The following is a 23,215-nucleotide window of genomic DNA, read 5'->3' on the forward strand; positions in this document are numbered from 1 at the left end:
GCGCCGGGTCACAATCATGATCGGTCTTCATGACCCCCGATCAACTCCTGGCTGCACCCGCAACCGCGCTGCCCACCCTCCGCGGCGCCGTCACCGGCCTTCCGGCCTACGTCCCGGGCCGGCGCAGTGCCGGTGCGGACATGGCCGCCCTCGCCAGCAACGAAAGCCCACGAGCCGCTGCCCGCAGCCACCGCTGCGGTGGCTGAAGCGGCCGGCAGGATGAACCGCTACCCGGACATGGCCGCCGTCGAACTCCGCGAACGGCTCGCCCGGCACCTGGGCGTCACCGCCGCAGAGGTGGCGGTGGGACCTGGGAGCGTGGGCGTCCTGCAGCAGATCATCACCGGACTGTGCGACGCCGGGGACGAGGTGGTGTTCGCGTGGCGCTCCTTCGAGGCCTACCCCATCCTGGTGGAGCTGGCAGGCGCCCGACCGGTCCGCATCCCGCTGGCCGACGCCGAGGGCCATGACCTCGACGCCATGGCCGCTGCCGTCACCGCCCGCACCAAAGTCATCCTGCTGTGCACGCCGAACAACCCGACCGGCGTGCCGATCAGCCACGACCGCCTCGAGGCCTTCCTGCAGACCGTCCGCTCCGACGTCCTGGTGGTGATCGATGAGGCCTACGTGGAATATGCCGACGGCGGCAGCGGCCCCGACTCCCTGGCGCTTTACCGCCGGTTCCCCAACGTCTGCGTCCTGCGCACCTTCTCCAAGGCCTACGGGCTCGCCGGCCTGCGCGTGGGATACGCCGTGGCCGCCCCGGCCATCGCCGAGGGGCTGCACCGGACCGCGCTGCCCTTCGCGGTGAGCGCGCTGGCTCAGAAGGCGGCCATCGCGTCGCTGGACGCGGGGGAGGAGATGGAAGCGCGGGTGGCCGCCGTCAGGCAGGAGCGCTCGCGGATGGCTGCGGAGCTGGAAGCCCAGGGCTGGAAGATGCAGCCGAGCCAGGGCAATTTCCTGTGGATCCGTGCAGATGAAGATCTCCTGACGAGGCTGGTGGACGCGTTCGACCGCGCCGGCATTATGGTCCGGGCGTACCAGGGCGACGGCGTGCGGATCACCGTCGCCGACCCCGCCTCCAACGACCGCGTGCTCCGGCTCCTCCAAGCCCACGCGGCCTGAAACTTAACTGACCTTCAACCCCAACCCGTTCCACCAACACATTAGAGGAATCCTCATGGAACAACAGACAAAGACGTCTGCCTGCGCGCTCGGCGCGGCCCTCAAACCCCGCCAGCTCACGATGATGGGCCTGGGAAGCGCCATCGGTGCGGGCCTCTTCATCGGCTCCGGCGCAGGCATCCAGGCTGCGGGCCCGGCTGTACTGATCTCCTACCTCGTGGCCGGCACCCTCATCATTTTGGTGATGTGGGCCCTCGGCGAGATGGCCGCCGCCAACCCGGACAGCGGTGCCTTCTCCGTCTATACCGCCAAGGCGTACGGGCCGGTGGCCGGTGCGACAGTGGGCTGGCTCTGGTGGCTGCAGCTCGTGGTGGTCATCGCGGCCGAAGCGCTTGGTGCAGCAGGGCTGCTGGCCACCATCTTCCCGGCCCTGCCGGTGTGGCTGATGGCCTTCCTGTTCATCGTGGTGCTCACCGCTGTGAACCTCACCAGCGTGAAGAACTTCGGCGAGTTCGAGTTCTGGTTCGCCCTGCTCAAGGTGGCGGCGATTGTCGGGTTCCTCCTGGTGGGCGCTGCGCTGCTGTTCGGCTGGCTGCCGGGTGTGCAGTCGCCGGGCCTGTCCAACTTTATGGGGGAGGGCTTCGCGCCCGGTGGCTTCGGCGGGATTGCCACGGCGCTCTTTGTGGTGGCGTTCGCGTTCGGCGGTACCGAGATCGTGTCGGTCGCGGCAGCCGAGACCGCGGAGCCGGCACGCAGCGTGAAGAAGGCGGTCCGGACGGTGCTTTGGCGCATCCTGGTGTTCTACATCGGTGCGATCTTCATCATCGCGGCCGTCGTTCCCGTGGGCTCGCAAGGCCTGAAGAGCCCGTTCGCCGCAGTACTGGACGCCGCGGGCATGCCCGGCGCGGCCACCGTCATCACCCTGGTAGCAGTGGCTGCACTGCTCTCGGCACTGAACGCAAACCTCTACGGTGCTTCCCGCATGGCGTTCTCCCTAGCGGAGCGGGGCGAAGCACCACGGTTGCTTGCCTCGGTGTCCAAGGCGCAGGTCCCGGTTGTGGCCGTATTGGCCAGCGTCGCCTTCGGCGTTGTGACGGTGGTGCTGGAGCTGGCGTTCCCCGAGATGGTCCTTGGCGTTCTGCTCAACATCGTGGGGTCGACGTGCCTGCTGGTGTGGACGTCCGCGCTCCTGGCCCAGCTCGCGCTGCGCCTCCGCGCCGACCGGGAGGGAACGGCGCTTCCCCTGCGGATGCCCGGCTTTCCGTGGCTCACGTGCTTTGGCCTGCTCATCCTCGCGGCGATCTTCACGGTGGGCTTCATCGGCGAGGACTCCCGTCCACAGCTCCTGAGCACCTTCGGACTCGTGGCGCTCCTGGCGGTGGCTAACTGGGTGAACCACCGGAACCGGAAGGTTGGTGGCCGAGTTGAAGCCACGGACCGTGTGAAGCCCCCGGTGCTCATCGACTGAGAGCTAACAGGAATTGGCCGGGCTTTCGCTGCCCAGAACCAGACGATAACTGAACCGGCAGAGGCGGGCCCCGACAGGGGACCCGCCTCTTGTCACCGGCTGGCGCCCAGTGCCGCCCATGCCTTGTTCCGCCGTTCGGCAAGATCCCCGCGGGCCTCCAGGGCATCAGCCAGGCTGACAGCCACAAAGCGGGTCGCCGTTCCGGGCGCCGCCCGGGCAACCAGGTCCATGTCGGCGCTGATGACCGTGCCGACCATCGCGTATCCGCCGCCGGAAACGGCATCGCGGTGCAGGATGATCGGCTGCGTACCGCCGGGAATCTGGATGGACCCCACGGCGTATCCTGCGTCCACAATGTTGGAGGGGTCCGAGCCGGCACCAAAGGGCTGTTCCCGTTCCTTCCATTTCACGCCGGGGCCCGAGTAGCGCAGCCCCATTCGGTCAGCCACCGGAGTCACCTTCCATTCCTCATTCAGGAGATTTCCCAGGCCTTCGTCCGTGAGGCGGTGGTCGTACAACCCCAGCACGATCCGCACTTCCTGCTCCTTGGCATAACCGGGCCGGAATTCCTCCGGAACGGTGTCGGCCTGGGGAAGTTTTCCACCTAAGAGGGGAGCGCCTACGGGGACGACGTCGCCCGCCTCAAGCTTCCGGCCCTTGAACCCGCCGATCCCGCCGAGGCTGTACGTGGAGCGGCTTCCGAGCACCTCCGGGACGTCTATGCCGCCCTGGACTGCGATGTAGTAGCGGGTGCCGCCCTGGATGACGCCGAAGGAGAGCTCATCCCCGGCTTTGAGCAGCAGGCGGCTCCACTGGGGCCGCGGCTCACCGTTGACCTTCACCTCCACAGGGGCGCCCGTGACGGCGATAACCACGTTGCTGTCGGCGGTCACCACCGGGCCAAGGTAGGTGCACTCAAGGACCGCTTCCCGTGCCGTGTTTCCCACAAGGGCATTTCCGAGCTCGGCAGAATACTGGTCCATGGAACCGCTTTGCGGGATGCCCACGTTGTAGTGGCCCGTGCGCCCCTGGTCCTGGACAGTGGTGGCCAGGCCCGGGTTTCCAATTTCAAATGCCATTGAGGGCCTCCATGAGTTGGCGGTTGTTCCCTTCGGGGTCTGCCAGGGCTTTGGACAGATCGAAGGTCACGGGCGCCTGGCGGTAGCGGAAAGTGCCGGCGGAGATTTCCGTCTGGATGCGGTTGTACTCAGCTTCCGTCACTGGCTTGAACTTCACGATGTCACCGGGGCGGAAAAACACCATGAAGTCCTCGAAGTCCGGGAGTGCCTGCGCCGGGTCGAAGATCGGGGCGGCCGCCACGCCGAACATCTGGTAGCCGCCCGCACCCCGCACCGAGTAGATGCAGCCGAAGCAGCCGCCGTGCCCAACAGTCAGTTTCGGAGTGTCGGTCCGGGGACTGAGATACTTTGGAACCTCCAGCTGTTTGTCGCGGTCCACCAGCTGGAACAGGAATGGCAGCCCGGCCACGAATCCCACCATGGAAACCAGCCACGGCTGCTCGTGGTGGCGCTGGATGAACTCCGCCCTGTCCTTCAGATTGTTCACTTTGGCGGCGTAGTCAAGGTCGCTGCCTTCAGGCTCCTGGTGGAATCCTTCCCGGAACCGCTGGGCCACTTCTGCCGTGAACGGGTCCTCGTACCAGACAGGAACTTCAACGATCCGGGTCTCAAGGACGTGTTCGTGGTGCTCCAGGATGTCACGCTCTATGTCCCGCACCGCCCTTTCCAGTTCTTCCGGTGGCAGGACGTCGGGATCGAACCGTACCAGCAGCGACGCGTTGGCGGGGCAGATGTCCACAATGCCGCCCAGGCGTGCCTGGGACAGCCTGCCGGCAATCGACATCACCTTGAAGTTCGCCGGGAGGCTCATTGCCTCCGACACCTCGACGAACAGGAACTCATCCCCGCCCCAGGTGTAGCGCGCACCGGGAAGGACTGCCGCTTCGCTGGTCATTTCGCCCCCAAAAGGTCAGATGCGGTTTCGATGAACTTCGAGTGGTGGCTGACCTCCGCGAATTCGGCGCGGGCCAACAGCGCTTCATGAACCGGGATGGTGGTCTTAACCCCTTCGATGCGGGTTTTGTTCAGGGCTGCCAACATGGCGGCGGTTGCAGCCTTCCGGTCCGAGGCGTGGACGATCAGCTTTGCCAGGAGGGAATCATAGTAGGGGCTGACAACGGAGCCTGCTTCCACCCCTGTGTCCACGCGGATCCCCTCACCCGAGGGCCAGTCCACCGAACGGAGGACACCCGGGCTGGGAAAGAAATGGTGGTTCGGGTCTTCGGCATTGATGCGGCATTCGATCGCATGGCCGTTGAACCGAACGTCGTCCTGCGAAATGGACATCGACCCTGTAGAGGCAATCAGCAGCTGTTCCCGGACCAGGTCGACGCCTGTAATTTCTTCTGTGATCGGATGCTCCACCTGGATGCGGGTATTCATTTCGATGAAGGCGGCCTCATGGTTCGCGGGGTCGTACAGGAATTCCACCGTGCCGGCCCCGCTGTACCGGCATTCCCGGGCGAGTGCGACGGAGGATTCCCGGATTGTTTGCCGGACGGCGTCCGGAAGATCGGGAGCAGGAGCCTCTTCGAGCACCTTTTGGGAGCGCCGTTGCATGGAACAGTCACGGTCTCCCAGATGGATGAAGTTCTTGCCGTCGCCAAGGACCTGTACCTCGACGTGGCGGGCATGCTCCACGAACCGTTCGAGGTACACCGTTGAATCACCGAAGACCGCCGCGGCCTCCCCGCGGGCCATTTCGATCGTGGCCAGGAGCTCGCTTTCGGCGTGCACAAACCGGATGCCGCGGCCGCCGCCTCCTGCGGAAGCCTTGACCACCAGCGGGTAGCCGATGCCGCGGGCAATATCCACAGCGTCTGCATCGGGGTCGAGGGGACCGTCAGATCCCCGTAGCACGGGGACGCCCGCCTTGGCGGCGGCCTCCCTGGCCAGGGACTTGTTGCCCATCATGTCGATGGTGTCCGCGCTGGGACCCACCCACGTCAGGCCGGCGTCGGAGACCTTCCTGGCGAAGTCGGCATTTTCTGAAAGGAAGCCGTAGCCGGGGTGGACGGCGTCGCATCCCTGCTCAAGCGCGGCCGCCACGAGGGCGTCCTGGTTTAGGTAGCTCGCGGCCGCCTGGGCCGGGCCGACCACCACGAAATGGTCCGCTGACCTCGCGGCGAGGGATTCGGCGTCGGGCTCGCTGACTGCCAGGACCGTCTCGATGCCCATCTCCCGCGCGGTCCGGGTAACCCGGGCCGCGATCTCGCCGCGGTTTGCGATGAAGAGTTTCATGCCCGCCGCTACCCTTCACGGATGATGACGAGGGAGTCACCTGGATTGACCATCTCCCCCTCGTTGACTTCAAAGGATTCGAGGGTACCCGCGACGTCGGACTGGATCTCGGTGAACTGCTTCATGATCTCCACGATCCCGATGGTCTGGCCCACCTCGATGGTGTCGCCTTCGTTGGCGAAGGGGGGTTTGCCCGGTGCCGGCTTGCGGTAAAAAACTCCGGGAAGTGGGGAGACGATCGTGGCCATGTTCTGCTCGCTTTCAGGAGTGGGTGGGTCAGTTGGCTTTGAGGGCGGAGCGTACTGCAGAGGCGACGGCGACGGCATTGGGAGCGTCGGAATGCACACAGATGCTTTGGAACGTGATGCCTAAAGGTGTTCCGTCAACGGCAAGGACAGGTTGGCCTGCCACCGCGCGGCTGACGCGTTCGGCTGCGGCGCTTGGGTCGGTGGGTTCGGGACGCCGCTTGATGAGAAGTTCCCCGGCGGGACCGTAGTTGAGGTCCACGTACAGTTCGGCGATGAAGTCCACGCCCATGGATCGGCACACCGATTCGTGGGCAGTGCCGGCCAGGCCGAAAAACGGTACGCCGAACTGCTTCGCGGTTCCGGCTGCCGCCTCCATGAGCTCTTCGTCGCCCGCCAGCATGCCGTACAGGGCCCCATGCGGCTTGATGTGGTTGAGGGTCAGTCCGTTTTTTGCCAGGAAGGCCGTGAGCGCGCCCGTCTGGTAGAGGATTATGGACTCGACCTCCTCCGGGGTCAGGACCATGCGGCGGCGGCCGAATCCCATGGGGTCGGGGAGGCCGGGGTGGGCCCCAACCGCTACCCCGTGTTCCGCCGCGAGGGCTACCGTGCGGTTCATGACATCGGGGTCTCCGGCGTGGTAGCCGCAGGCGACATTGGCGACGTCGATGATGTCCATCAGGGCCACGTCGTTGCCGAACTCGTGCAGGCCGAAGCCCTCGCCCATGTCGGAATTAAGGAGCACTTTGCGGTTTGTGGCTTCTGTCACATTCGCTTGCATGAAGCAACGGTACTCGCGGTGGTCACCGCTGGGAACCCTGCTGATCCGGGGAAGCGCTCTGTTCAACCACCGCAACACCCGGGCTGCCCCTATCTGGCACGGACCTCTGCCGGTGCACGCGAGGCGCTGCTCTCGCGGACGCGGAGGGTGGGTTTCAGTGCAGCCGGTTCTGGCTGTTCGCCCCTCAGGACGCGCTGGATGAGGTGTACCGCCGTCCTTCCAATATCCAGCATCGGCGAGTGGACGGACGTCAGGGGAATCGGAAGCTCAGCCGCCAGGGAAGTGTCGTTGTATCCCACCACTGCGACGTCCTGTCCAACCGTGAGGCCGTGGGAGCGCAGCTCGCCCATCGCCCCGATGGCGGCAAAATCGTTCACCGCGAAAAGGGCGGTGGGGTGCGGCTTGCCGCTGGTCAGAATCCCTTTGGCAGCCCCGCGGCCACCTGCCGTATCAAACCTGGACCACACGACGTCGTCGTCCGAGATCTGGCCGCCCAGGGAACGCCACCTGCTGATGAAGCCGGAGGTGCGGTCAACGGCGGTGCTCGCATAGGGCTCACCGGCAATCACCGAAACACGGCGGTGCCCTTTTTCCCACAGGTGCTCTGCCACCAGTTCGCCGCCCAGCACGTCATCACACGTGGCCGACGGGTACTCCTGAACACGGCGGTTCATCAGCACGAACGGAACCTTACGGGCACTCAGTTCCTGCAGCAGGCTGCCGTCCAAGTGCGCATCACCGATGATCAGCCCGTCCACCCGACGGGCAAGCATGAGGTCAATCTTGCGCCGTTGCTCCTCGGGATCGTCACGGGAGTTCATAACAAAGGCCGAGTAGCCCATCTCGGCTGCTGCTTCATCGATCCCCTCGTACATCAGGGCCAGGACGAGGTCCGAAAGCCGGGGGACGATGACGCCAAGAAGTTTGGTCTGCCGGGTCCGCAGGCTTGCGGCCTGCGGGTCGGGGGAATAGCCCCGCTTGCGGGCCAGCTCGCGGACGCGCTCCGCCGTGGCCTGCGACGCTGCCCCCTTGGCCACGTCGGATCCGGAGTGGAGGACCCTGGAAACGGTGGAAGGGTGGATGCCAAGCTCCCTTGCCAGATCCTTGAGCGTGACCGTGCGGCCCCCGTTGACTTTGCCCATGGTGTCATCTCCCCTGCCAGCTGTGGTCACTCTAGCCCAGCTCCTCCTAAGCAGCCTTCCCGGGCAGCCTTGACGTGACCTGGTTCACATCTTATAGTCAATTCGCAGAGCTTACCCAATCGTTTGGGTAGAAGATCTTCCAACAGGCGTCAAGGAAGATCGGCAGCTTCAGGCTTAAGCAAATGGCCATCGCCCGCGAACCCGCCCGATCCATTGGGTGTTGAAGTCGAGTCCACGGAGCTGACATGACTGTTGCGGAAGCCCATGTGGTGCTGCTGGCCACCGGCGGCACCATCTCGTCCCGTTCTTCGCTGGCGGGCGGACCAGCGGTGGCCACAGACACCGGGGAAGAGGTGTTCGGGGCGCTTGGCTCGCCGGTTTCCCACCCGGTCAGGGTCCTGGATGTGTTCCAGAAGGGTTCATACCTCCTGACCTTCGAGGACATGGCCAAAATCTGCGCCACGATCAAGGAAGTCCTGGGTGACCCCCGGGTTCTTGGGGTGGTTGTGACCCACGGGACGGACACCATGGAGGAGACGGCGTTCCTTGCCGATCTGACCCACGGCGACGAACGGCCTGTGGTCTTCACCGGTTCGCAGCGGGCTGCGGACTCGCAGGATCCCGACGGGCCGGCCAACCTGGTTAAGGCCATTGCCGTCGCCGGTTCCAGGGACGCGAGGGGGCGGGGCGTACTGCTCTGCTTCGCGGGAACGATTTTCCCTGCCCGCGGTGTCCGGAAGAGCCAGACGGTACGGCTGGATGCCTTCTCGAATCCGGATTTTGGGGCACTGGGCCAGGTATCAGCCCAAGGAAAAGTTGCGATGGTTGTCCAGGGCAGCCGGCCTGCACCGCTTCCCTTACCGCCGGCGGGCAGCAGCTCGCCCCGCGTGGACCTCGTCGCGGCCTACCCCGGTGCCGACTCGGTCCTCATGCATGCGTCCCTGGAAGCGGGGGCGGCAGGAATTGTCCTTCAGGGCACCGGCACGGGCAACGCCAACCAAAAGCTCTGTGCCGAGGTGGCTGCCGCGAAAGCGGCCGGCGTCGTGGTGGTCACCAGTACCCGGGTCGAAGCGGGACCGGTGGTCCCTATCTACGGTGCCGGCGGCGGCGGTGAGGACCTTCGTGCCGCCGGAGCCATCGGGTCAGGGCTCCTCCGGCCATCCCAGTCGCTGATCCTGCTCAGCCTGCTGCTGAGACTCCACTTTTCGCACGAGCGCATCGCGGAAGTCTTCGCTGAAAGGGGGAGTCCTCCTGAAAGTTCCCACTGACGTTCCAAACCTCCAGATCTGCCCCAATTGAAAGGAAGTTCCGATGACAAAGGATATCCAGGTCGCCTTCGGCGTGGACGTTGACGCGGTCGCGGGAATGCTCGGCTCCTATGGAGGCGAAGACTCCCCATGCGACATCTCCCGTGGACTGTTCAGCGGTGAAGTCGGGGGACCCCGTCTCATCCGGCTGTTTGAGAAGTACAACCTCCCCGCCACCTGGTTCGTGCCGGGCCACTCGATCGAGACTTTCCCTGACCTGACGCAGATGATTGTCGATGCCGGGCACGAGATGGGCGTCCATGGGTACTCCCACGAGAATCCGATTGCCATGACGCGGGAGCAGGAGACCGCCATCCTGGACCGCTCGATAGAACTCATTGAAAAAGTGTCCGGCCGCCGGCCTACCGGCTACGTGGCGCCGTGGTGGGAATTCTCGCCCGTCACCAACGAGATCCTTCTTGAACGGGGCATCAAGTACGACCACTCCCTGATGCACCGCGATTTCGAACCGTACTACGTCCGCGTTGGCGACTCGTGGAAGAAGATCGACTACACCAAGGACGCCGAAACCTGGATGGAGCCGCTGGTCCGCGGCGAGGAAACCGACCTGGTGGAGATTCCGGCCAACTGGTACCTCGATGACCTTCCTCCCATGATGTTCATCAAGGCGGCGCCGAACTCGCACGGCTTCGTCAACCCCCGGGACATTGAACAGATGTGGCGTGACCAGTTCGACTGGGTGTACCGGGAGATGGATTATGCCGTTTTCACCATGACCATCCACCCCGATGTTGCCGGCCGGCCGCAAGTGCTGCTCATGCTGGAGCGGCTGATTGAACACATCAACTCCCACCAGGGCGTGAGTTGGCTGACTTTTGATGAAATTGCCGATTCTTTCCTCGCCCGCAGCCCCCGAAAGGAAAGCACGTCATGACTACGCAGCAGACGGACGTCGATCTGTCTCAGCCGGGACCTGGTGAAAAGCGCAGGTTCCCTGTATTCACCAAGCGGCAGACTACTACTGCCACTGTCCTTGCCTTGTTGGCCTGGACTGTCGCCGTTTTCGACTACGGACTTTTCGGCACGCTTTTGCCCGCGATGCAGGAGGAGTTCGGCTGGAGCGCACCGGAAGCGTACGCGATCAACACCTGGATCGCCGTCGGCACAGCCATCGTGTGCTTCGGCATCGGCCCCGTCATTGACAGGCTGGGACGGCGCAAAGGCATGATGGTCACCGTAGGCGGAACCGCCGTCGTCTCCGGCCTGACGGCACTGATCCCCACCGGCATTCCCATCCTGAGCAACACCCTGCTCGTTATTGTCCGGTCCTTCGGAGGCCTTGGGTTCTCCGAACAGGCCGTCAACGCCACCTACATGAACGAGGTTTACCAGGTCACCGAGGTCCCCGACAAGCGCAAACGGCCAGGCTTCCACTACTCCTTCATTCAGGGCGGCTGGCCGCTGGGCTTCCTGCTCGCCAGTGCACTGGGCCTCCTGCTGCTCCCCGCCCTCGGCTGGCGGGCCCTCTACCTGGTCGCCACCATTCCGGCCGTGGTCATCGTCTGGCTCATCGCCAAGAAGCTCAAGGAGACGCCCCAGTTCGAGCTGCACCACAAACTCACCGAACTCGAAAAGAGCGGCAAGTCAGGGGAAGCCCACGCACTTGCCCACGCCTTCGGCGTGGAGCACTCCTCGGCTGCCCCGCTGAAGCGCATCTGGGAACCGCACCTTGCCCGTAACACCGTTGTCTTCTCGCTGGCCTGGATCTTTAATTTCTTCGGCATCATGATCTTCAGTGTCCTTGGCACCTCCGTGCTGAAGAACGCCAAGGGCGTGGAGCTCGAGCAGGCGTTCTGGATGCTGATCATCATCAACCTGCTGGCCTACTTCGGCTACGTCTTCCACGGCTGGATCGGGGACAAGATCGGCCGCAAGCGGACGATCATCGGCGGCTGGATCCTTTCCGGTCTTTCCTTCGCCCTCATGCTCAGCCCCCTCGTCACCAGCCCGTTCATGATCATCCTCACCTACGGCGCCGGGCTGTTCTTCTTGGTTGGGCCCTACGCCGCGATCCAGTACTTCATGGCCGAGTGCTATCCCGTGAGCTGCCGCGCTACCGGCACCGCCTTCATCGGCGCCATGAGCCAGCCCGGCACCATCCTTGGCGGTGCACTGTTTACAGCAGCTGCAGCAGCCGCGGGAACCGGCGCTGCAGCCCTGTGGGTTGGCGCGGCCGGGACGCTGTTCTCAGGACTGCTGATGATCGCGGCCAAGCCCCCCGTTGAAGCCCTGCTCGAGGACCACCCCCATGACGTCCCCTAGCAAAGTTGCGATCATCACCGGTGCGGCGAGCGGCATCGGCCGTGCCCTGGCCGTCCACTACGCCCGCCATGATGTCGTGTCAATCATCGGCACCTTTCCTGGCGACCCGCACGACCCGGAGGAAACCCTCCGCCTGGTCAAGGAGGCCAACGGAGAGGGGGTGATCCACGAAGTGGATGTCCGGAGTACCGCTTCGGTGGACGCCCTCGCCCAGCGGGCGGTGGATGAGTACGGACGGCTGGACTACGCCATCGCCAACGCCGGGATCCTGCGCAATTCACCGCTGGGGGAGATGACGGATGAGCGCTGGCACGACATGCTCAATGTTGACCTCACCGGGGTGCTGCGCACGCTGCGCGCCGGTGCGGAGAGAATGACCGACGGCGGCGCGCTGGTTGCCGTCTCCTCCATCGCAGGGGGGGTGTACGGCTGGGAGGAACACGCCCACTATGCCGCCGCCAAGGCCGGCGTCCTGGGCCTGGTCCGCAGTGTGGCCGTGGAACTGGGTCCGCGGCAGATCCGCGCGAACGCCGTCATCCCGGGACTGATCGAGACACCGCAGTCCCTGGATCCGGTGAATTCGCTGGGCCCCGAGGGGCTGCAGCGGGCGGGGAAGGACATTCCCTGGGGCAGGGTGGGAAAACCGGAGGAAGTGGCCAGCGTGATCGGGTTCCTGACCTCCGATGAGTCCCGCTACATTACGGGACAGGCGCTTGTTGTGGACGGCGGGCTTACCGTCAAGATGCGCGCCTGACGGGGGAAAGACACCATGGACGCATCAACTCAGGCGGGTCATCACGCTTCCGGCAGCGGCCGGGCGGTGGTTGTCACCGGCGGTTCCAGCGGGATCGGCAAGGCCATTGCCGAGGCTTTCGTATCCAACGGGGACAGGGTCGCCGTGCTGGACCGGGCCGGAGGGAACGGCACTATCCGTGTGGACGTGGCGGATGAAGCCAGCGTGCGGGCGGCCTTCGCCGAGGCACGGGACAGGCTTGGCCGCGTTGACGTGCTGGTGAACAGCGCCGGCCTGCTGACGGAGTCCCGACTGGAGGACATGTCGCTGGCCATGTGGAATGAGACCCTCACGGTGGACCTGACCGGTGTGTTCCTGTGCTGCCGGGAGGTGGTGGGGGAGATGCGGCAGCGGAAGTGGGGCCGCATCATCAACATCGCCTCCCAGCTGGCCATCAAGGGCGGTGTGGGACTGAGCCATTACAGTGCTGCCAAGGCCGGGGTGATTGGTCTTTCCAAGGCCCTTGCCCTGGAAACGGCGGCGGACAACGTCCTGGTGAACTGCATCGCCCCGGGTCCTATTGAGACTCCCTTGGTGGAGGGCATCTCGGAAAGCTGGAAGGCCGCGAAACGCGCGGAACTTCCGCTCCGGCGCTTCGGGATGCCGGCGGAGGTAGCGCCTGCCGCCTTGCTGCTGGCCAGCGATCCGGGCGGCAACCTCTTTGTGGGACAGACGCTGGGGCCCAATTCCGGCGATGTTATGCCGTAAGGAGTGTGAGCGGAGATGTGCGGCGCCTGCGGAAGGACTACCGTAGCCGACCCCGCCTTGGGGCCGGTACGGACCATGCGGCAACATCTGATCGTGGCCGCAACAGTGAACGCTTTATGCTCCGGAGTCCCCGGAACGCCGAAAGTTAAGGCCCTCGCTGATGGATGGCTGACCTACGGACCCTCCGGGGCGTCCCGATTGTGCCGCACAGTGCAAGAGTTGTGGGCAGATGTCATAGGTTGTTGTGCCGATGTGCCCTCCCTGCGCGCACTGCTTGAGCGGCAGGTGAGCTACGCGGAGCAGGCCGCCAACGCCGGCCTGCCGGCCCGGACGGCCCTCCTGGGCAAGGCACTTACTGCGCTCGCCGTGGAAGAGGCCCTGGAATGAAACTCCCTTCCGCACGCATTCATCGCACAGCTCGCCCTGCGCCTTGCGCCGACCGCGAGGGAACGGAGCTTCCCCTGAGGATAGCTACCTTCCCCTGGCTCACGCGCTTTGGCCTGCGCATCTTCGCGGCAATTATCACTGTGGCTTCATCCGCGAGGATTCGCGCCCTCAGCTCCTGAGCTCATTCGGACTCGTGGCGCTTCTAGCGGTGGCGAACTGGTTGAACCGGCGTTCCAAAAGAGTTCCGGCCGTTTTCGAAGCTGCGGACGGCTACAAGCAGTCAATGCTCATCGACTGAACTAGGTGCTTTCAACCCTTCGAGGGTTAGCTGCAGAAAGGGGCGTCCGGCTTTGGCGGACGCGCCCCTTCACCCTATTTGCCGAGCTGGCTCATGCTGGTGTTGTGCAGGCGCATCACCCTAAGAAATGTACCCCACCACGTCCACGATGACGTAAGTTGCGCCGGCGGACGTGTTGCGGATGGTGACTTTGCCATCGGCACCGATGAGGACGACGGCGAAGTTGGCGACGCTCTGGCTGCGGTTGTAGTTGACGTTCGAGGTGGTGGGCAGGGTTGTGCCGCTGGGGTAGGCGGTCAGGTGCCCGTAGGCCGTTGGCACGGTCGCTGTCAGGTTGACCATCGCTGCTTTCGCCCCTGCCGGAATGGCGTTGGCGCCTGCCAGGCTGACGCCGACGTCCTGGCCTGCCCTTACGGGTGCGGCGGTCTGCCGTGTATCGAGCAGACGATTGGGGGCTACTGCCTGGAAGGAACCGGGAGTGGTGGCGTCGCCCTTGCGGAAGTACCCCATCACGTCCACGATGATTCCGACGGGTCCGGGGGAGGTGTTGGTGATGCTGATTTTCCCGTCCGCACCGACCGGCACGATGGCTAGGTTCGGTGTGTCGCCGGTTGCCAGTCGTAGTTGACGTTGGATGTAGCGGGACGGGTGGTCCAGCTGGCGAACGCAGTCAGGTGCCCGTAGCCGGTCCTTTCACCTGTTGCCGGTGATTGGACCCGTGCCGCGGTCAGGTTCACCAGCACGGCTCCGACGTCCGCGGGCAAGCTGGACAGGCCAGACAGCTGCACATCGGGCTGTTGCCCTCCAGGAGTGCCGCCGGCGCCTCGGCTGTCGGCCGCCCGGAACGGTGTCAGCGGCTGGTACGCGCCACTGTCCGTCGGCGTTCCGCCGGTGAAGTAGCCCGCGACGTCGGCAATCAGGTGAGCGCTTCCCAGTCCTTCATTGCTGAGGCTGACGTAGTTGGGGACAGTTTCCTGCTCGTCGTAGTTGACGTTTGAGGTGCCAGGCTTCGCTTGGCCGAAGGGGGCGGCATAGACGTTCCCGTACGACGACGGTTCCGCCACTGTAAGGTTCAGGGCCACCGCACTGGCACCAGCAGGGATACCCGCCTTCCCGGCGACATCGACAGCGAGGCTCTTGCCGGGCCCGACGGGGAACCCGGACCGAGTGTCCAGGATCCGGGTGGGGGATACGGGTGTGAACTTGCCCGCTGCGGAGGCAGTTTTGAACGTGGTCGTCCTTTCGGTGGTGCCGGTCAGGACGTAATCGGTGCGTGCCTTCGCGGTCACGCTGACGCGTCAACGTCACCCGTCGGCGTACCAGTGCGGAGCCAGCACAAGGAACGCTGGAAGCCAATGCTGCGGCGACCAACACCCACCCGGAAGGGCACCAGAAATGCCCTTGCAATCGGATGATCGCAGGGCCTTCCTCAGCGTTTCCAAGAAGTCAGAGGAACCACTACAGCCATCCCACCAGGGCAAGCAGGCGAACCAATCGCAAACGCGGAAATGCAGGTATTGGACAAACAACGCCTCGCCTTCGTCGTGCCTATAGTGGCATTGTGGATCGACCTCGTGGCTCACTGCAGTAGGGCAGGCTCCTCCTCAACAATTGGAGGAGGATCAGGCGGCAGCTATAGAGGGCCAGCAATGCTTCCTCCCACCTGCGGATCGGGGGTAACGGACGTGGCTCCTGCTGCACTAATGTTTCTGCGGGAGTAGGTGTTTCGGCTGATTCCCCTGAGGGGTGTCCCGTCGAAAGTAGCCAAAAATACACAACATCAGGCCTACTGCAACCGCTGCCCTAGCAACCGCTCGTGTAATCATGTCAACCAATCCATCCCTTGTGAGGAACCATATGGAGTTATTGGAGACATCGTGTGACGTCATCCGCCCGTGATGTCACATAGCGAAATGAACAGAAGCCGGACTGCTAATGGCAGAAGATGCGCCCCTGAGTGGCCCTGGGCCTACCCTCTAAATAGCGCGGTGCAGCACTATAGGACGAGAGAATTAGGGGGTGGCTGAGGGTTGACGTGCGCACCGGGTCGGCTTAATCTCAAGTCGTTAACTCAATTCCTAGTGGAACCCGCGCAGTTGCGAGTCGTCCATGCACTGCTGATGACACAGAGGATGAGTCAAGACGCCGAAGTGCAGATGACTCAGACGTAGACGTGTCTCCGGCTTCGAACATCCCTTGGGGCTTAAATAGGAATCGCCATGTTAGAAATTGCCTTGGGAATATGGGGTAAGGTGCCTCCCGTGGCTCGTCCAACGAATCCGAATTTGGCGGCGGTCATAGGGCTAATTTTCGGAGGAATAGGGCTGGGAATTTACTTCCGCAGCGTCCTAGATTTTCTAGTCCCCGTAGCTATAGCGCTGATCCTCGCAGTCGTCATCGGAGACGTCGGTTTCTGGGGTGGTGTCGTGTTGGCCGCTATTTACGGGTACATGCGGTCATTGGAATCCAATGAGCGATTGGCGCATCCAAAAAGCGCTCCAAACATGCAAGCCCCCTAAGGTATTATGAATTTTTCTAGTCTAATCGGCGCGCCTTAGCGCGCCCCAGAGTCCGTTGTCTACGGCGTAGCAGCAGGAAAGCGCCGGGTAGCAAGTATTGCAGTCATCGTGCCTTAGGCCCGGCCCTGCGTCAGCCCCATAAACATCGTCCGGTGCAGGATGTCCACGTGCTTCCGGGAAACCTCGACCGCTTCCTCAACCTTGCCGGCGCGGAGGGCGGCCACCAGCGCAATGTGGTCGTGGTTGGACTTGTGGAGTTTCTCGATGGGGTAGGGGATGAAGTAGTCGTAGAGCTCGGCGAGGGTCTCGTGGTAAACCTCGACGGGGGTCCCCATCCCTGACGCCGTCCCCACCAGCTGATGGAACCGCTCGTCCGCCTGGTGGTAGACGGACCAGTCCGTCGCCTCGGCCATGTCCCGGGTCAGCCGCTCCAGCTCATCCAACTGTGAAGCGGTGGCATTGACCGCCGCGTAGTGCGTCACTGCGCACTCGAACAGCAGCCGCCGATCCACCAGCCGGTTCACTGCCTGGGACTCAGCCGGGGAAGCCGAAAGCGACGCTAATACATCAGAAGGCGGCGCATCCGCCACAAAGGTTCCACCGGCCCGCCCACGGCGGCGGACCACCACACCCTGCTCCGCCAGGCTGGCAAGAGCGCGGCGGGCAGTAATCGGGCTGACCGAAAGACCCAGCGCCACATCCTCCTGGTCCGGCAGCCGCTCACCCGGCTTCAACAGCCCCAGCGAAATTGCCATTCCAATCCGCATCCGGACCGCGTCCATGGCGCTGCGGCGCTCCATCCCGGGCATCCTGCCGGCACCAAGGCGGGCGGGCTCGGCGGTGTCCTGCAGCTGACGGGTCATATCCGCTACCTTACGGGCCACGCCGCCCCCTTTCCTTTATTAGTTCATTCTGATCTAATATAACCCGGATCACACCCCAACGCGGAGACAAACCCATGCAACGCATCCTTCCCCTCATCGCTGTCCAGGCCCGGCCGCGGCTCATCGGCGAACCTGTCTCGGCCTTCGCCGACGAGGTCAAGAAAGCCCTCGAAGCTCAGCCGCACAGCAAGCTAGTCGTCTTCCCCGAGCTGCACCTCTTCGGCGATGAGGACCCGGACCTGCAAAGAACCGAATCCTACAAGCGAGTGCCGAACCCTTGGACGGCCCACGGGTCAATGAACTCAAACAGCTCGCCAAAGACCTCAACATCTGGCTGGTCCCCGGCAGCGTCTGCGAACGCGGCCCGGAAGGCCAGCTGTTCAACACGCAACTGGTCCTCTCCCCGGAAGGGGAGCTGGCCGGCTACTACCGGAAGATCTTCCCGTGGCGCCCGTTCGAGCCCTACGACCCCGGCGACCGGTTCACCACGGTGGACCTGCCGGGCATCGGCAGGGTGGGCCTGAACATCTGCTACGACGCCTGGTACCCGGGGGTGTCCCGCCAGCTCGCCTGGATGGGCGCCGACGTGATCCTCAACGTCGTCAAAACCACCACCCCGGACCGCAAGCAGGAACTGATCCTCGCCAAAGCCAACGCCATCGTGAACCAGGTCTTTATGGTTAGCGTCAACTGCGCCGGCCCCACCGCGACTCCGTCCTGCCCAAGGCAGTGTTCGGCCGGCTGAGCGAGAAGTTCCACACCCCGGTGGCGAACCTGGTGGTCACCGGCATCGTGGGCCTGATTGCCATCTTCCTGGACGTGGCCACGTCGACGTCGTTCATCAACTTTGGTGCCTTCACCCGCCTTCACGCTGGTGAACGCCGCGGTGGTGTTCCACTACGTGCGCCAGCGCCGGGCCGGGCAGCAGCTGAACCCGGTGTCCTACGTGGTGGTCCCGGTGATTGGCGCCGTCATCTGCGCTTACCTGCTCTCCCGGCTGGACAGCAACGCCATTACGCTAGGGGTGTCCTGGCTGGTGCTGGGCGTGCTGGTCCTGGCCCTGATCACCCGCGGCTTCAAGGCCTCGCCGCCGGAGATGACGGCCACGGAGAAGGCAACGGTCGAGGCAGCCGCCTGAGTTCTGGTTAGTTTGGTTCCGGCTGTTGGGCCGAGGGAAGGAAAGTTCGTGAAGATAGCGCTGGGGCAGCTGGAGTCGGGCGCCGACATCCAGGCCAACCTCGCCGCGATCGACCGGTTCGCCGCCGAGGCAGCGCGCGACGGCGCCTCGCTGGTCGCCTTCCCGGAGTACGCAACGTACGAGAAGAAGAAGGTGGACGCGACGTTCCCGGAGGTAGCCGAGCCGCTGGACGGGCCGGTCTGCCGGGAGCTTGCAGCCACCGCCCGCCGCCACCGCATCGCGCTGGTGGCGGGCGTGGTGGAGACCTCGGAGGAGCCGGGCAGGGCGTACAACACGCTGGTGGCGTTTGGGCCCGACGGCGGCCGGCTGGCTTCCTACCGGAAGATCCACCTTTTCGACGCGCAGGGGTTCGGGGAGTCCGAGTTCATCAAGCCCGGCGGGTCCCTTGAGCCGGTGGTGTTCGAGCATGGGGGAGTGCGGTTCGGCCTGATGACCTGCTACGACCTGCGGTTCCCGGAGCTGGCAAGGTCATTGGCCGACGCCGGTGCGCAGGTCCTGCTGGTCTGCTCGTCCTGGGTGCCGGGCGAGCACAAGACGGAGCAGTGGCTGGCGCTGAACGCGGCCCGGGCGATCGAGAACAGTGTGTACGTGGCGGGGGTGTGCCAGTCGCTGCCGGTCTCGGTGGGGCGGAGTGTGCTGGTGGATCCAATGGGGGTTGTCGAGGCCGACCTTGGGTTGGAGCCTGGGGTGCTGGCGGTGGAGGTTTCGCTGGAGACGGTGGAACGGGTGCGGGAGTCGTTCCCGATGTTCCGGCAAAGAAGGTTGTGAGGGCATTACCGTTCTGGTGTTTGCGCCTTCACGTTGAATGCCTTGGCAGCTCGAGGAGCATGCTTCCCACTAGGGTGCGCAGCCGGTGGGGTAGTCAGTGATATTGTTGTTCACGCCCAAGCCGGGATAGAAACGAACGCAAAGGTATGTTCTGGCGTCTTAAGAAATTGTATGCTCCCTGTATTCCTCTTGGCATTGGTGATGTTGCCGATGTCGTCGGTCGATAAGGGGCGGGCGTGAAGCGTTATAACTCTCCACCAAATTGGCCAACTCCGCCCCCGGGTTGGCAGCCTCCTCCTGGCTGGCGGCCCGATCCAGAATGGGGGCCGCCACCTCCCGGTCATGAGTTTTGGATCGAAGATTCAGATGTTTTTGGGCCGTCTAACCAACGTGGCAAAGCAATTGCAATCACTGCCCTAACCGTCGGTGGTATCGCCTTGCTCCTCTGCTGGGTTCCAGTAGTCAACAACTTGGTCTTTGTCCTTGGACTTGCCGCCGTTGTGTTAGCTCTCGTTGCATCAGTAGTGACGATCGGAGCGCAGTCCAGTTTCCGTGGAATGGCGATAGCTGCTGTTGCTGTCAGCATCCTTTCTGTCGTTGGTGTGCTTGCCAGCCAGGCCTATTACCAATCAATCATCAGCGATGCCTTTGGGGTCTCTAAGGATGAGATGGGGCAGCGCCCCTCCGCGATCACGTCGGAGAGTGGCCCTCCCGCTGGCGAAGCCAGTCCTTCCGCAAATCCCTCGGAACCTGACGCTGGTACTGCCAATCGACCCTTTCCGCTTGGGACGACGGCGTCAATGGGCCCGGATTACGAAGTCACAGTGGTCGCGGTGAAGCTTGACGCTACTGCCGAGGTCTTGGCAGTGAACCGTTTCAATGGCCCACCCGAGGGCCAATATGTCTTGGTCCAGTTACAAGTGAGATATGTGGGAGTGGGCGAAGGAAACCCATGGATTGACCTCTCGCCGACTTTCGTCGGCTCAGATGCCAGACAGTATGACGCGCATGAATGTAATGCCGTGCTTGCACAAGCGGCGATGGAAGTCCCCACCCTCGAAAATGGTGGCAAAGCAACCTACCAAGTTTGCATGGACGTACCCGTGGGAGCCACAGACGGGGCCAGAATTTTCGTGGAGAGGAGACTGTCCTTCAGCGACAAGGCGAGGGCTTACTGGGCCCTCTCCTGACCAGGCCAGTCAGGGCTTGTTGGGCAGTTCTTTCGGCGGCGCACGGCTAGTAATTCTTCGGGAGAAGCCGTTCTGTCGCCTGTTGCTTCACGTGGTCTCAAGCGGGAACCTACCCCAGGACCGCGCAAGCCTTGGGCAGTTTCATTCCGCGTTCCTCCATAAGCGTGCGCGGGAGGGTGGGCTACTCGGTGATGATGCGGCCCACTCCCAGATCCCTCAAGCCCATACACGACTCGGGTTGCAATACCTTGAGGTCAGGAGATGGAGCTGCCTGCTGCCATCTAGCGATTCGGAGGCATCAGGGTGCCGGCGGGCCGCGATGCTGTCACTCGACACTGTCCCTAACCGAGAGGGGTTTGGGTAACTCCCAGACCCGGGCAAATTCGTCAGCAACGAGGGGCCAGACTTCGCGCAGACCGTCTTCGACCGAGTTGATTACTTCGGCCAAGGGCGGGAAGACGACGAATTCGTGCGGGATGACTCTGCCGGCCGCGTCCTGCCATCCCGAAGGATCCGGGAATCGGAGAGCCACTGTGTCGCCGACGCGGCGAAAGGCTTCCGGCTCGCCCTCAACGTCCGAGAAGGCCTTGTCGTACTCTATGAGCGGATCCGGGAAGCCCCCATCACGAAGGAACCGGAAACCCCACATACGCCCGCGGGTGGCCCAAATGAGCTTCATCTACGGCTCCTCAACAGGGTCTGATCCGTTTCACCCTGCGTCAAGTCCATTTTGAAGCGCGTTAGCGTGGCCGTAAGGTAGTCGCGTCTGGCGACGGCCTCGGCGTTGATTTCGCGCAGTTTGTCCGCGGCGAGGTTGGCAGCGTCCTTTACGACGTCGGGACCGACAAGCTTCTGTAGAAAACCAAGGGGGCCTGGCAAGGTGCCCTTACCTCCAATCAAGACTGCGGCAAAAGGTCCGGCGGCGCGCAACAGATTCTCGAGTACCTTGCCTGGGATGTGCAGCGCCTCAGCCCATTTGGTGTGACGCTCGAACGGGAGCACGGCGGCTAACGGCAGGATAAGGTCCAAACCAACGCGCTTGGCCACCTCAATCTTGCCCGACTCGAACTTTGCGGATGAAAGAAGCACAAAGTCCTCCCCCACTGATAGGGCCCCGTTAGCCTCGACAAGCCCAGCGATGACTTTACGCAATTCATCGATATCGTCGGAGGCCTTTTCAATAAGAAGATCACGGAACTTGAACACGTCTAGCTCTGGCAGTAGATCGGACTTCGAAAGCGCCAAGATCCAAATGCGGGGGAACTCAACGAGAGGTTTACCGTCCTCCAATAGTTCACTCTTCAAAGAGAGCAACCCGTTACGAAAGTTGGTGAATAATAACTTAAGGTAACGCTCTTCTTCGCCGGAGTTGTCCAGCAGCCGTTGACCGTCCACCAGCAAAAGTGCGACATCGGAACCCAACAAAGCCTTGAAGGTGTCAATCCTGCGTTGGGCCTCCTCAGGACCGCTTACGTCCTCCTCAAACCACTCCCCGGGGTAGTCGTGCCAAACCAGGCGCAAGGCGTCAAAGGGTTTAGCTTTCATCAAGTCGGCGTCAGCCTCATCCTTGAGCTTCAAGGAGAAAGAGTAAGAAGTACCAGCGAAACGGGTGGGCTCGGGGAGTCGCGCCGAATTCCTCATCCCGAGGTAGTTCCGGTGCAGCCGGTTGCCTTGGCCGACATCATCGGGCAGAACATGGAACAGGCTCTTCTGAAGGTATCGTGGCTCCTGTGTCGCTCCATAGAACGAGGAGAGCATGACGGTTTTGCCACTGCCGCTCTCACCAAACACCGCAATGTGCTGCTCCAGAGCTCTGTTCAATTCCATATGACGAGCTTACGTGAGCGACCATTCCTCCTCCCGCAAGTGGCCCCCTTGTCGTCCCGATCGTTGTAACTTTTAAGCTGGCTTTCAGCCGAGTCACTTTGTGAGCTCAAAGCCATCGGAATGCTTGTGCCCATAGGACGTGACACTGAACGATTACTTCCCGCCGGCGCTCCAGCCAACCCTGAGAGTCGGCGGTAGCTAGTTTCCGTGGGGTATTTGTCGCGATCCTCTTGCCTGACACTCTCCACAACTGCTTCATGGTGCCTATGTGGACTTGTTGAGTATCGTCAAAGCGCTTGGCCCATGTTGCAAGACCGAGTGCGATAACTGAATTGCCTCGCCGAAGCACTTTGGAATCTAGGGAGACACGGAGGGGCACTCTATCCTCGTGTTCCTCATCACCTGGATGAGGAGGAGTCGGCGGCAAGGCTCCTGGCTATTCGCGTTATCCATCTTCTCATTGAAACCGTCTGGTGATCGCAGTGCAGAGCTGCGATCAGCGCTGAAAAATCCGCAAACGCGGACAGTACGTCGTGGACTCGATCCGGACAGTGTTCACGCAGTTCTGCCTGGGCTGGAATTCACGCCCTCGAAAGGAGGCATAAAGACCCAAGCGCGTCAAACCGCTCTTGATCCCCACGCCTCATGGTTACAAAAAACGCTTTGGCGGTTAAGAACTTTTTGTAACTGGAGGAATGTCTGGTGCCTCGGCTAATTTCCTTGCATGACTGAGGACAGAAAGACAAAGAAGGCAGCTGCGACGAGGAAGTGCCCGGTGTGCGGGCAGGAGTCCTGGCGCATCATTTACGGCATGGTCATGCCTGACGTTATGGAACAAAATCCGAAGGCGGAATTCGCGGGCTGCGTTATTGTCCCCGAAGTGCGCATCTACCCTGCCACCGGAAAAGTCGAAGGCAGCATTGCCAAGTGGGCATGCCAGAACCCTGAGTGCCGCCACCGCTGGTGGTAGCG

General features: G+C 63.0%; 23 protein-coding genes and 1 pseudogene. 13 read left to right on the top strand and 11 right to left on the bottom strand.

Features of this window, described 5'->3' with window-relative positions:
- The first annotated feature begins 29 nt into the window (after positions 1-29).
- Together hisC and FDW81_RS15785 are read left to right on the top strand one after the other, a co-directional pair.
- Positions 30-1,125 (top strand): annotated as a pseudogene (gene hisC / locus FDW81_RS15780) (histidinol-phosphate transaminase).
- 55 nt (positions 1,126-1,180) lie between these two features.
- Positions 1,181-2,593 carry an amino acid permease gene (locus FDW81_RS15785; protein WP_138135165.1) on the top strand — a complete coding sequence of 471 codons (1,413 nt, stop codon included), beginning with the start codon at positions 1,181-1,183 and terminating at the stop codon, positions 2,591-2,593.
- 92 nt (positions 2,594-2,685) lie between these two features.
- Here the strand turns inward: FDW81_RS15785 and FDW81_RS15790 are convergent, their stop codons facing one another.
- The 6 genes from FDW81_RS15790 to FDW81_RS15815 form a co-directional block, all read right to left on the bottom strand.
- Positions 2,686-3,672 (bottom strand): biotin-dependent carboxyltransferase family protein, encoded by a 987-nt coding sequence (locus FDW81_RS15790; RefSeq protein WP_138135166.1) that lies wholly within the window; start codon positions 3,670-3,672, stop codon positions 2,686-2,688.
- Positions 3,662-4,567 carry an allophanate hydrolase subunit 1 gene (locus FDW81_RS15795; RefSeq protein WP_138135167.1) on the bottom strand — a complete coding sequence of 302 codons (906 nt, stop codon included), beginning with the start codon at positions 4,565-4,567 and terminating at the stop codon, positions 3,662-3,664. Before FDW81_RS15795 ends, FDW81_RS15790 begins: the two co-directional genes overlap by 11 nt.
- A complete protein-coding gene (locus tag FDW81_RS15800) occupies positions 4,564-5,913 on the bottom strand; it encodes an acetyl/propionyl/methylcrotonyl-CoA carboxylase subunit alpha (RefSeq protein WP_138135168.1) in 1,350 nt (449 codons plus the stop codon). The genes FDW81_RS15795 and FDW81_RS15800 overlap by 4 nt, the downstream gene beginning before the upstream one ends.
- Before the next feature lie 8 nt (positions 5,914-5,921).
- Positions 5,922-6,161 (bottom strand): acetyl-CoA carboxylase, encoded by a 240-nt coding sequence (locus FDW81_RS15805; RefSeq protein ID WP_138135169.1) that lies wholly within the window; start codon positions 6,159-6,161, stop codon positions 5,922-5,924.
- Positions 6,162-6,189: 28 nt separating this feature from the next.
- A complete protein-coding gene (gene pxpA / locus FDW81_RS15810) occupies positions 6,190-6,927 on the bottom strand; it encodes a 5-oxoprolinase subunit PxpA (RefSeq protein WP_370279108.1) in 738 nt (245 codons plus the stop codon).
- Between the two features lie 101 nt (positions 6,928-7,028).
- Positions 7,029-8,111: a LacI family DNA-binding transcriptional regulator gene (locus tag FDW81_RS15815; protein WP_240720342.1), complete on the bottom strand. Its 1,083-nt coding sequence runs from the start codon at positions 8,109-8,111 to the stop codon at positions 7,029-7,031.
- 215 nt (positions 8,112-8,326) lie between these two features.
- On the opposite strand from FDW81_RS15815, the gene FDW81_RS15820 reads away from it, so the two are divergent.
- From FDW81_RS15820 to FDW81_RS18635, 6 genes are all read left to right on the top strand, one after another.
- Positions 8,327-9,349 (top strand): asparaginase, encoded by a 1,023-nt coding sequence (locus tag FDW81_RS15820; RefSeq protein WP_138135171.1) that lies wholly within the window; start codon positions 8,327-8,329, stop codon positions 9,347-9,349.
- A 43-nt stretch (positions 9,350-9,392) separates the two neighbouring features.
- Positions 9,393-10,283, top strand: a complete 891-nt coding sequence (locus FDW81_RS15825; protein WP_138135172.1) for a polysaccharide deacetylase — start codon at positions 9,393-9,395, stop codon at positions 10,281-10,283.
- Positions 10,280-11,671, top strand: coding sequence for an MFS transporter (locus tag FDW81_RS15830; RefSeq protein ID WP_138135173.1), 1,392 nt, complete (start codon positions 10,280-10,282; stop codon positions 11,669-11,671). The genes FDW81_RS15825 and FDW81_RS15830 overlap by 4 nt, the downstream gene beginning before the upstream one ends.
- On the top strand, positions 11,658-12,425 hold the full coding sequence (locus tag FDW81_RS15835; RefSeq protein WP_138135174.1) for an SDR family NAD(P)-dependent oxidoreductase: 768 nt from the start codon (positions 11,658-11,660) through the stop codon (positions 12,423-12,425). Before FDW81_RS15830 ends, FDW81_RS15835 begins: the two co-directional genes overlap by 14 nt.
- Positions 12,426-12,440: 15 nt before the next feature.
- Positions 12,441-13,172 (top strand): SDR family NAD(P)-dependent oxidoreductase, encoded by a 732-nt coding sequence (locus tag FDW81_RS15840; RefSeq protein WP_138135175.1) that lies wholly within the window; start codon positions 12,441-12,443, stop codon positions 13,170-13,172.
- Positions 13,173-13,424: 252 nt separating this feature from the next.
- Positions 13,425-13,559 carry a hypothetical protein gene (locus tag FDW81_RS18635; RefSeq protein WP_255467123.1) on the top strand — a complete coding sequence of 45 codons (135 nt, stop codon included), beginning with the start codon at positions 13,425-13,427 and terminating at the stop codon, positions 13,557-13,559.
- A 418-nt stretch (positions 13,560-13,977) separates the two neighbouring features.
- Here the strand turns inward: FDW81_RS18635 and FDW81_RS15850 are convergent, their stop codons facing one another.
- The 3 genes from FDW81_RS15850 to FDW81_RS15860 form a co-directional block, all read right to left on the bottom strand.
- On the bottom strand, positions 13,978-14,442 hold the full coding sequence (locus FDW81_RS15850) for a hypothetical protein (RefSeq protein ID WP_138135176.1): 465 nt from the start codon (positions 14,440-14,442) through the stop codon (positions 13,978-13,980).
- A gap of 5 nt (positions 14,443-14,447) precedes the next feature.
- Positions 14,448-15,146 carry a hypothetical protein gene (locus tag FDW81_RS15855; RefSeq protein ID WP_138135177.1) on the bottom strand — a complete coding sequence of 233 codons (699 nt, stop codon included), beginning with the start codon at positions 15,144-15,146 and terminating at the stop codon, positions 14,448-14,450.
- A 1,343-nt stretch (positions 15,147-16,489) separates the two neighbouring features.
- The gene (locus tag FDW81_RS15860) at positions 16,490-17,239 is read right to left on the bottom strand and encodes a FadR/GntR family transcriptional regulator (protein WP_138135178.1); all 750 of its coding nucleotides are present in this window, start codon (positions 17,237-17,239) and stop codon (positions 16,490-16,492) included.
- A gap of 298 nt (positions 17,240-17,537) precedes the next feature.
- On the opposite strand from FDW81_RS15860, the gene FDW81_RS15865 reads away from it, so the two are divergent.
- The 4 genes from FDW81_RS15865 (at position 17,538) to FDW81_RS15880 (ending at position 20,416) form a co-directional block, all read left to right on the top strand.
- Entirely contained in the window at positions 17,538-18,005 is a 468-nt protein-coding gene (locus FDW81_RS15865; protein WP_240720344.1) for a carbon-nitrogen hydrolase family protein, read from the top strand.
- A gap of 105 nt (positions 18,006-18,110) precedes the next feature.
- Complete coding sequence (locus FDW81_RS15870) at positions 18,111-18,398, top strand: hypothetical protein (protein ID WP_240720345.1); 288 nt, start codon at positions 18,111-18,113, stop codon at positions 18,396-18,398.
- A 48-nt stretch (positions 18,399-18,446) separates the two neighbouring features.
- Entirely contained in the window at positions 18,447-19,226 is a 780-nt protein-coding gene (locus FDW81_RS15875) for a carbon-nitrogen hydrolase family protein (protein WP_138135179.1), read from the top strand.
- 470 nt (positions 19,227-19,696) lie between these two features.
- Complete coding sequence (locus tag FDW81_RS15880; RefSeq protein WP_171027246.1) at positions 19,697-20,416, top strand: hypothetical protein; 720 nt, start codon at positions 19,697-19,699, stop codon at positions 20,414-20,416.
- Between the two features lie 325 nt (positions 20,417-20,741).
- Here FDW81_RS15880 and FDW81_RS15885 read toward each other — a convergent pair whose 3' ends face one another.
- Together FDW81_RS15885 and FDW81_RS15890 are read right to left on the bottom strand one after the other, a co-directional pair.
- Positions 20,742-21,095 (bottom strand): hypothetical protein, encoded by a 354-nt coding sequence (locus tag FDW81_RS15885; protein ID WP_138135181.1) that lies wholly within the window; start codon positions 21,093-21,095, stop codon positions 20,742-20,744.
- Positions 21,092-22,243 carry an ATP/GTP-binding protein gene (locus FDW81_RS15890; RefSeq protein ID WP_138135182.1) on the bottom strand — a complete coding sequence of 384 codons (1,152 nt, stop codon included), beginning with the start codon at positions 22,241-22,243 and terminating at the stop codon, positions 21,092-21,094. The genes FDW81_RS15885 and FDW81_RS15890 overlap by 4 nt, the downstream gene beginning before the upstream one ends.
- A gap of 724 nt (positions 22,244-22,967) precedes the next feature.
- Between FDW81_RS15890 and FDW81_RS15895 the strand changes: the two genes are divergently transcribed.
- Complete coding sequence (locus FDW81_RS15895) at positions 22,968-23,213, top strand: hypothetical protein (RefSeq protein ID WP_138135183.1); 246 nt, start codon at positions 22,968-22,970, stop codon at positions 23,211-23,213.
- Positions 23,214-23,215: the final 2 nt, after the last annotated feature.

Origin of the sequence: Pseudarthrobacter sp. NamB4 (assembly GCF_005796185.1) — a bacterium.
Classification (GTDB): Bacteria; Actinomycetota; Actinomycetes; order Actinomycetales; family Micrococcaceae; genus Arthrobacter.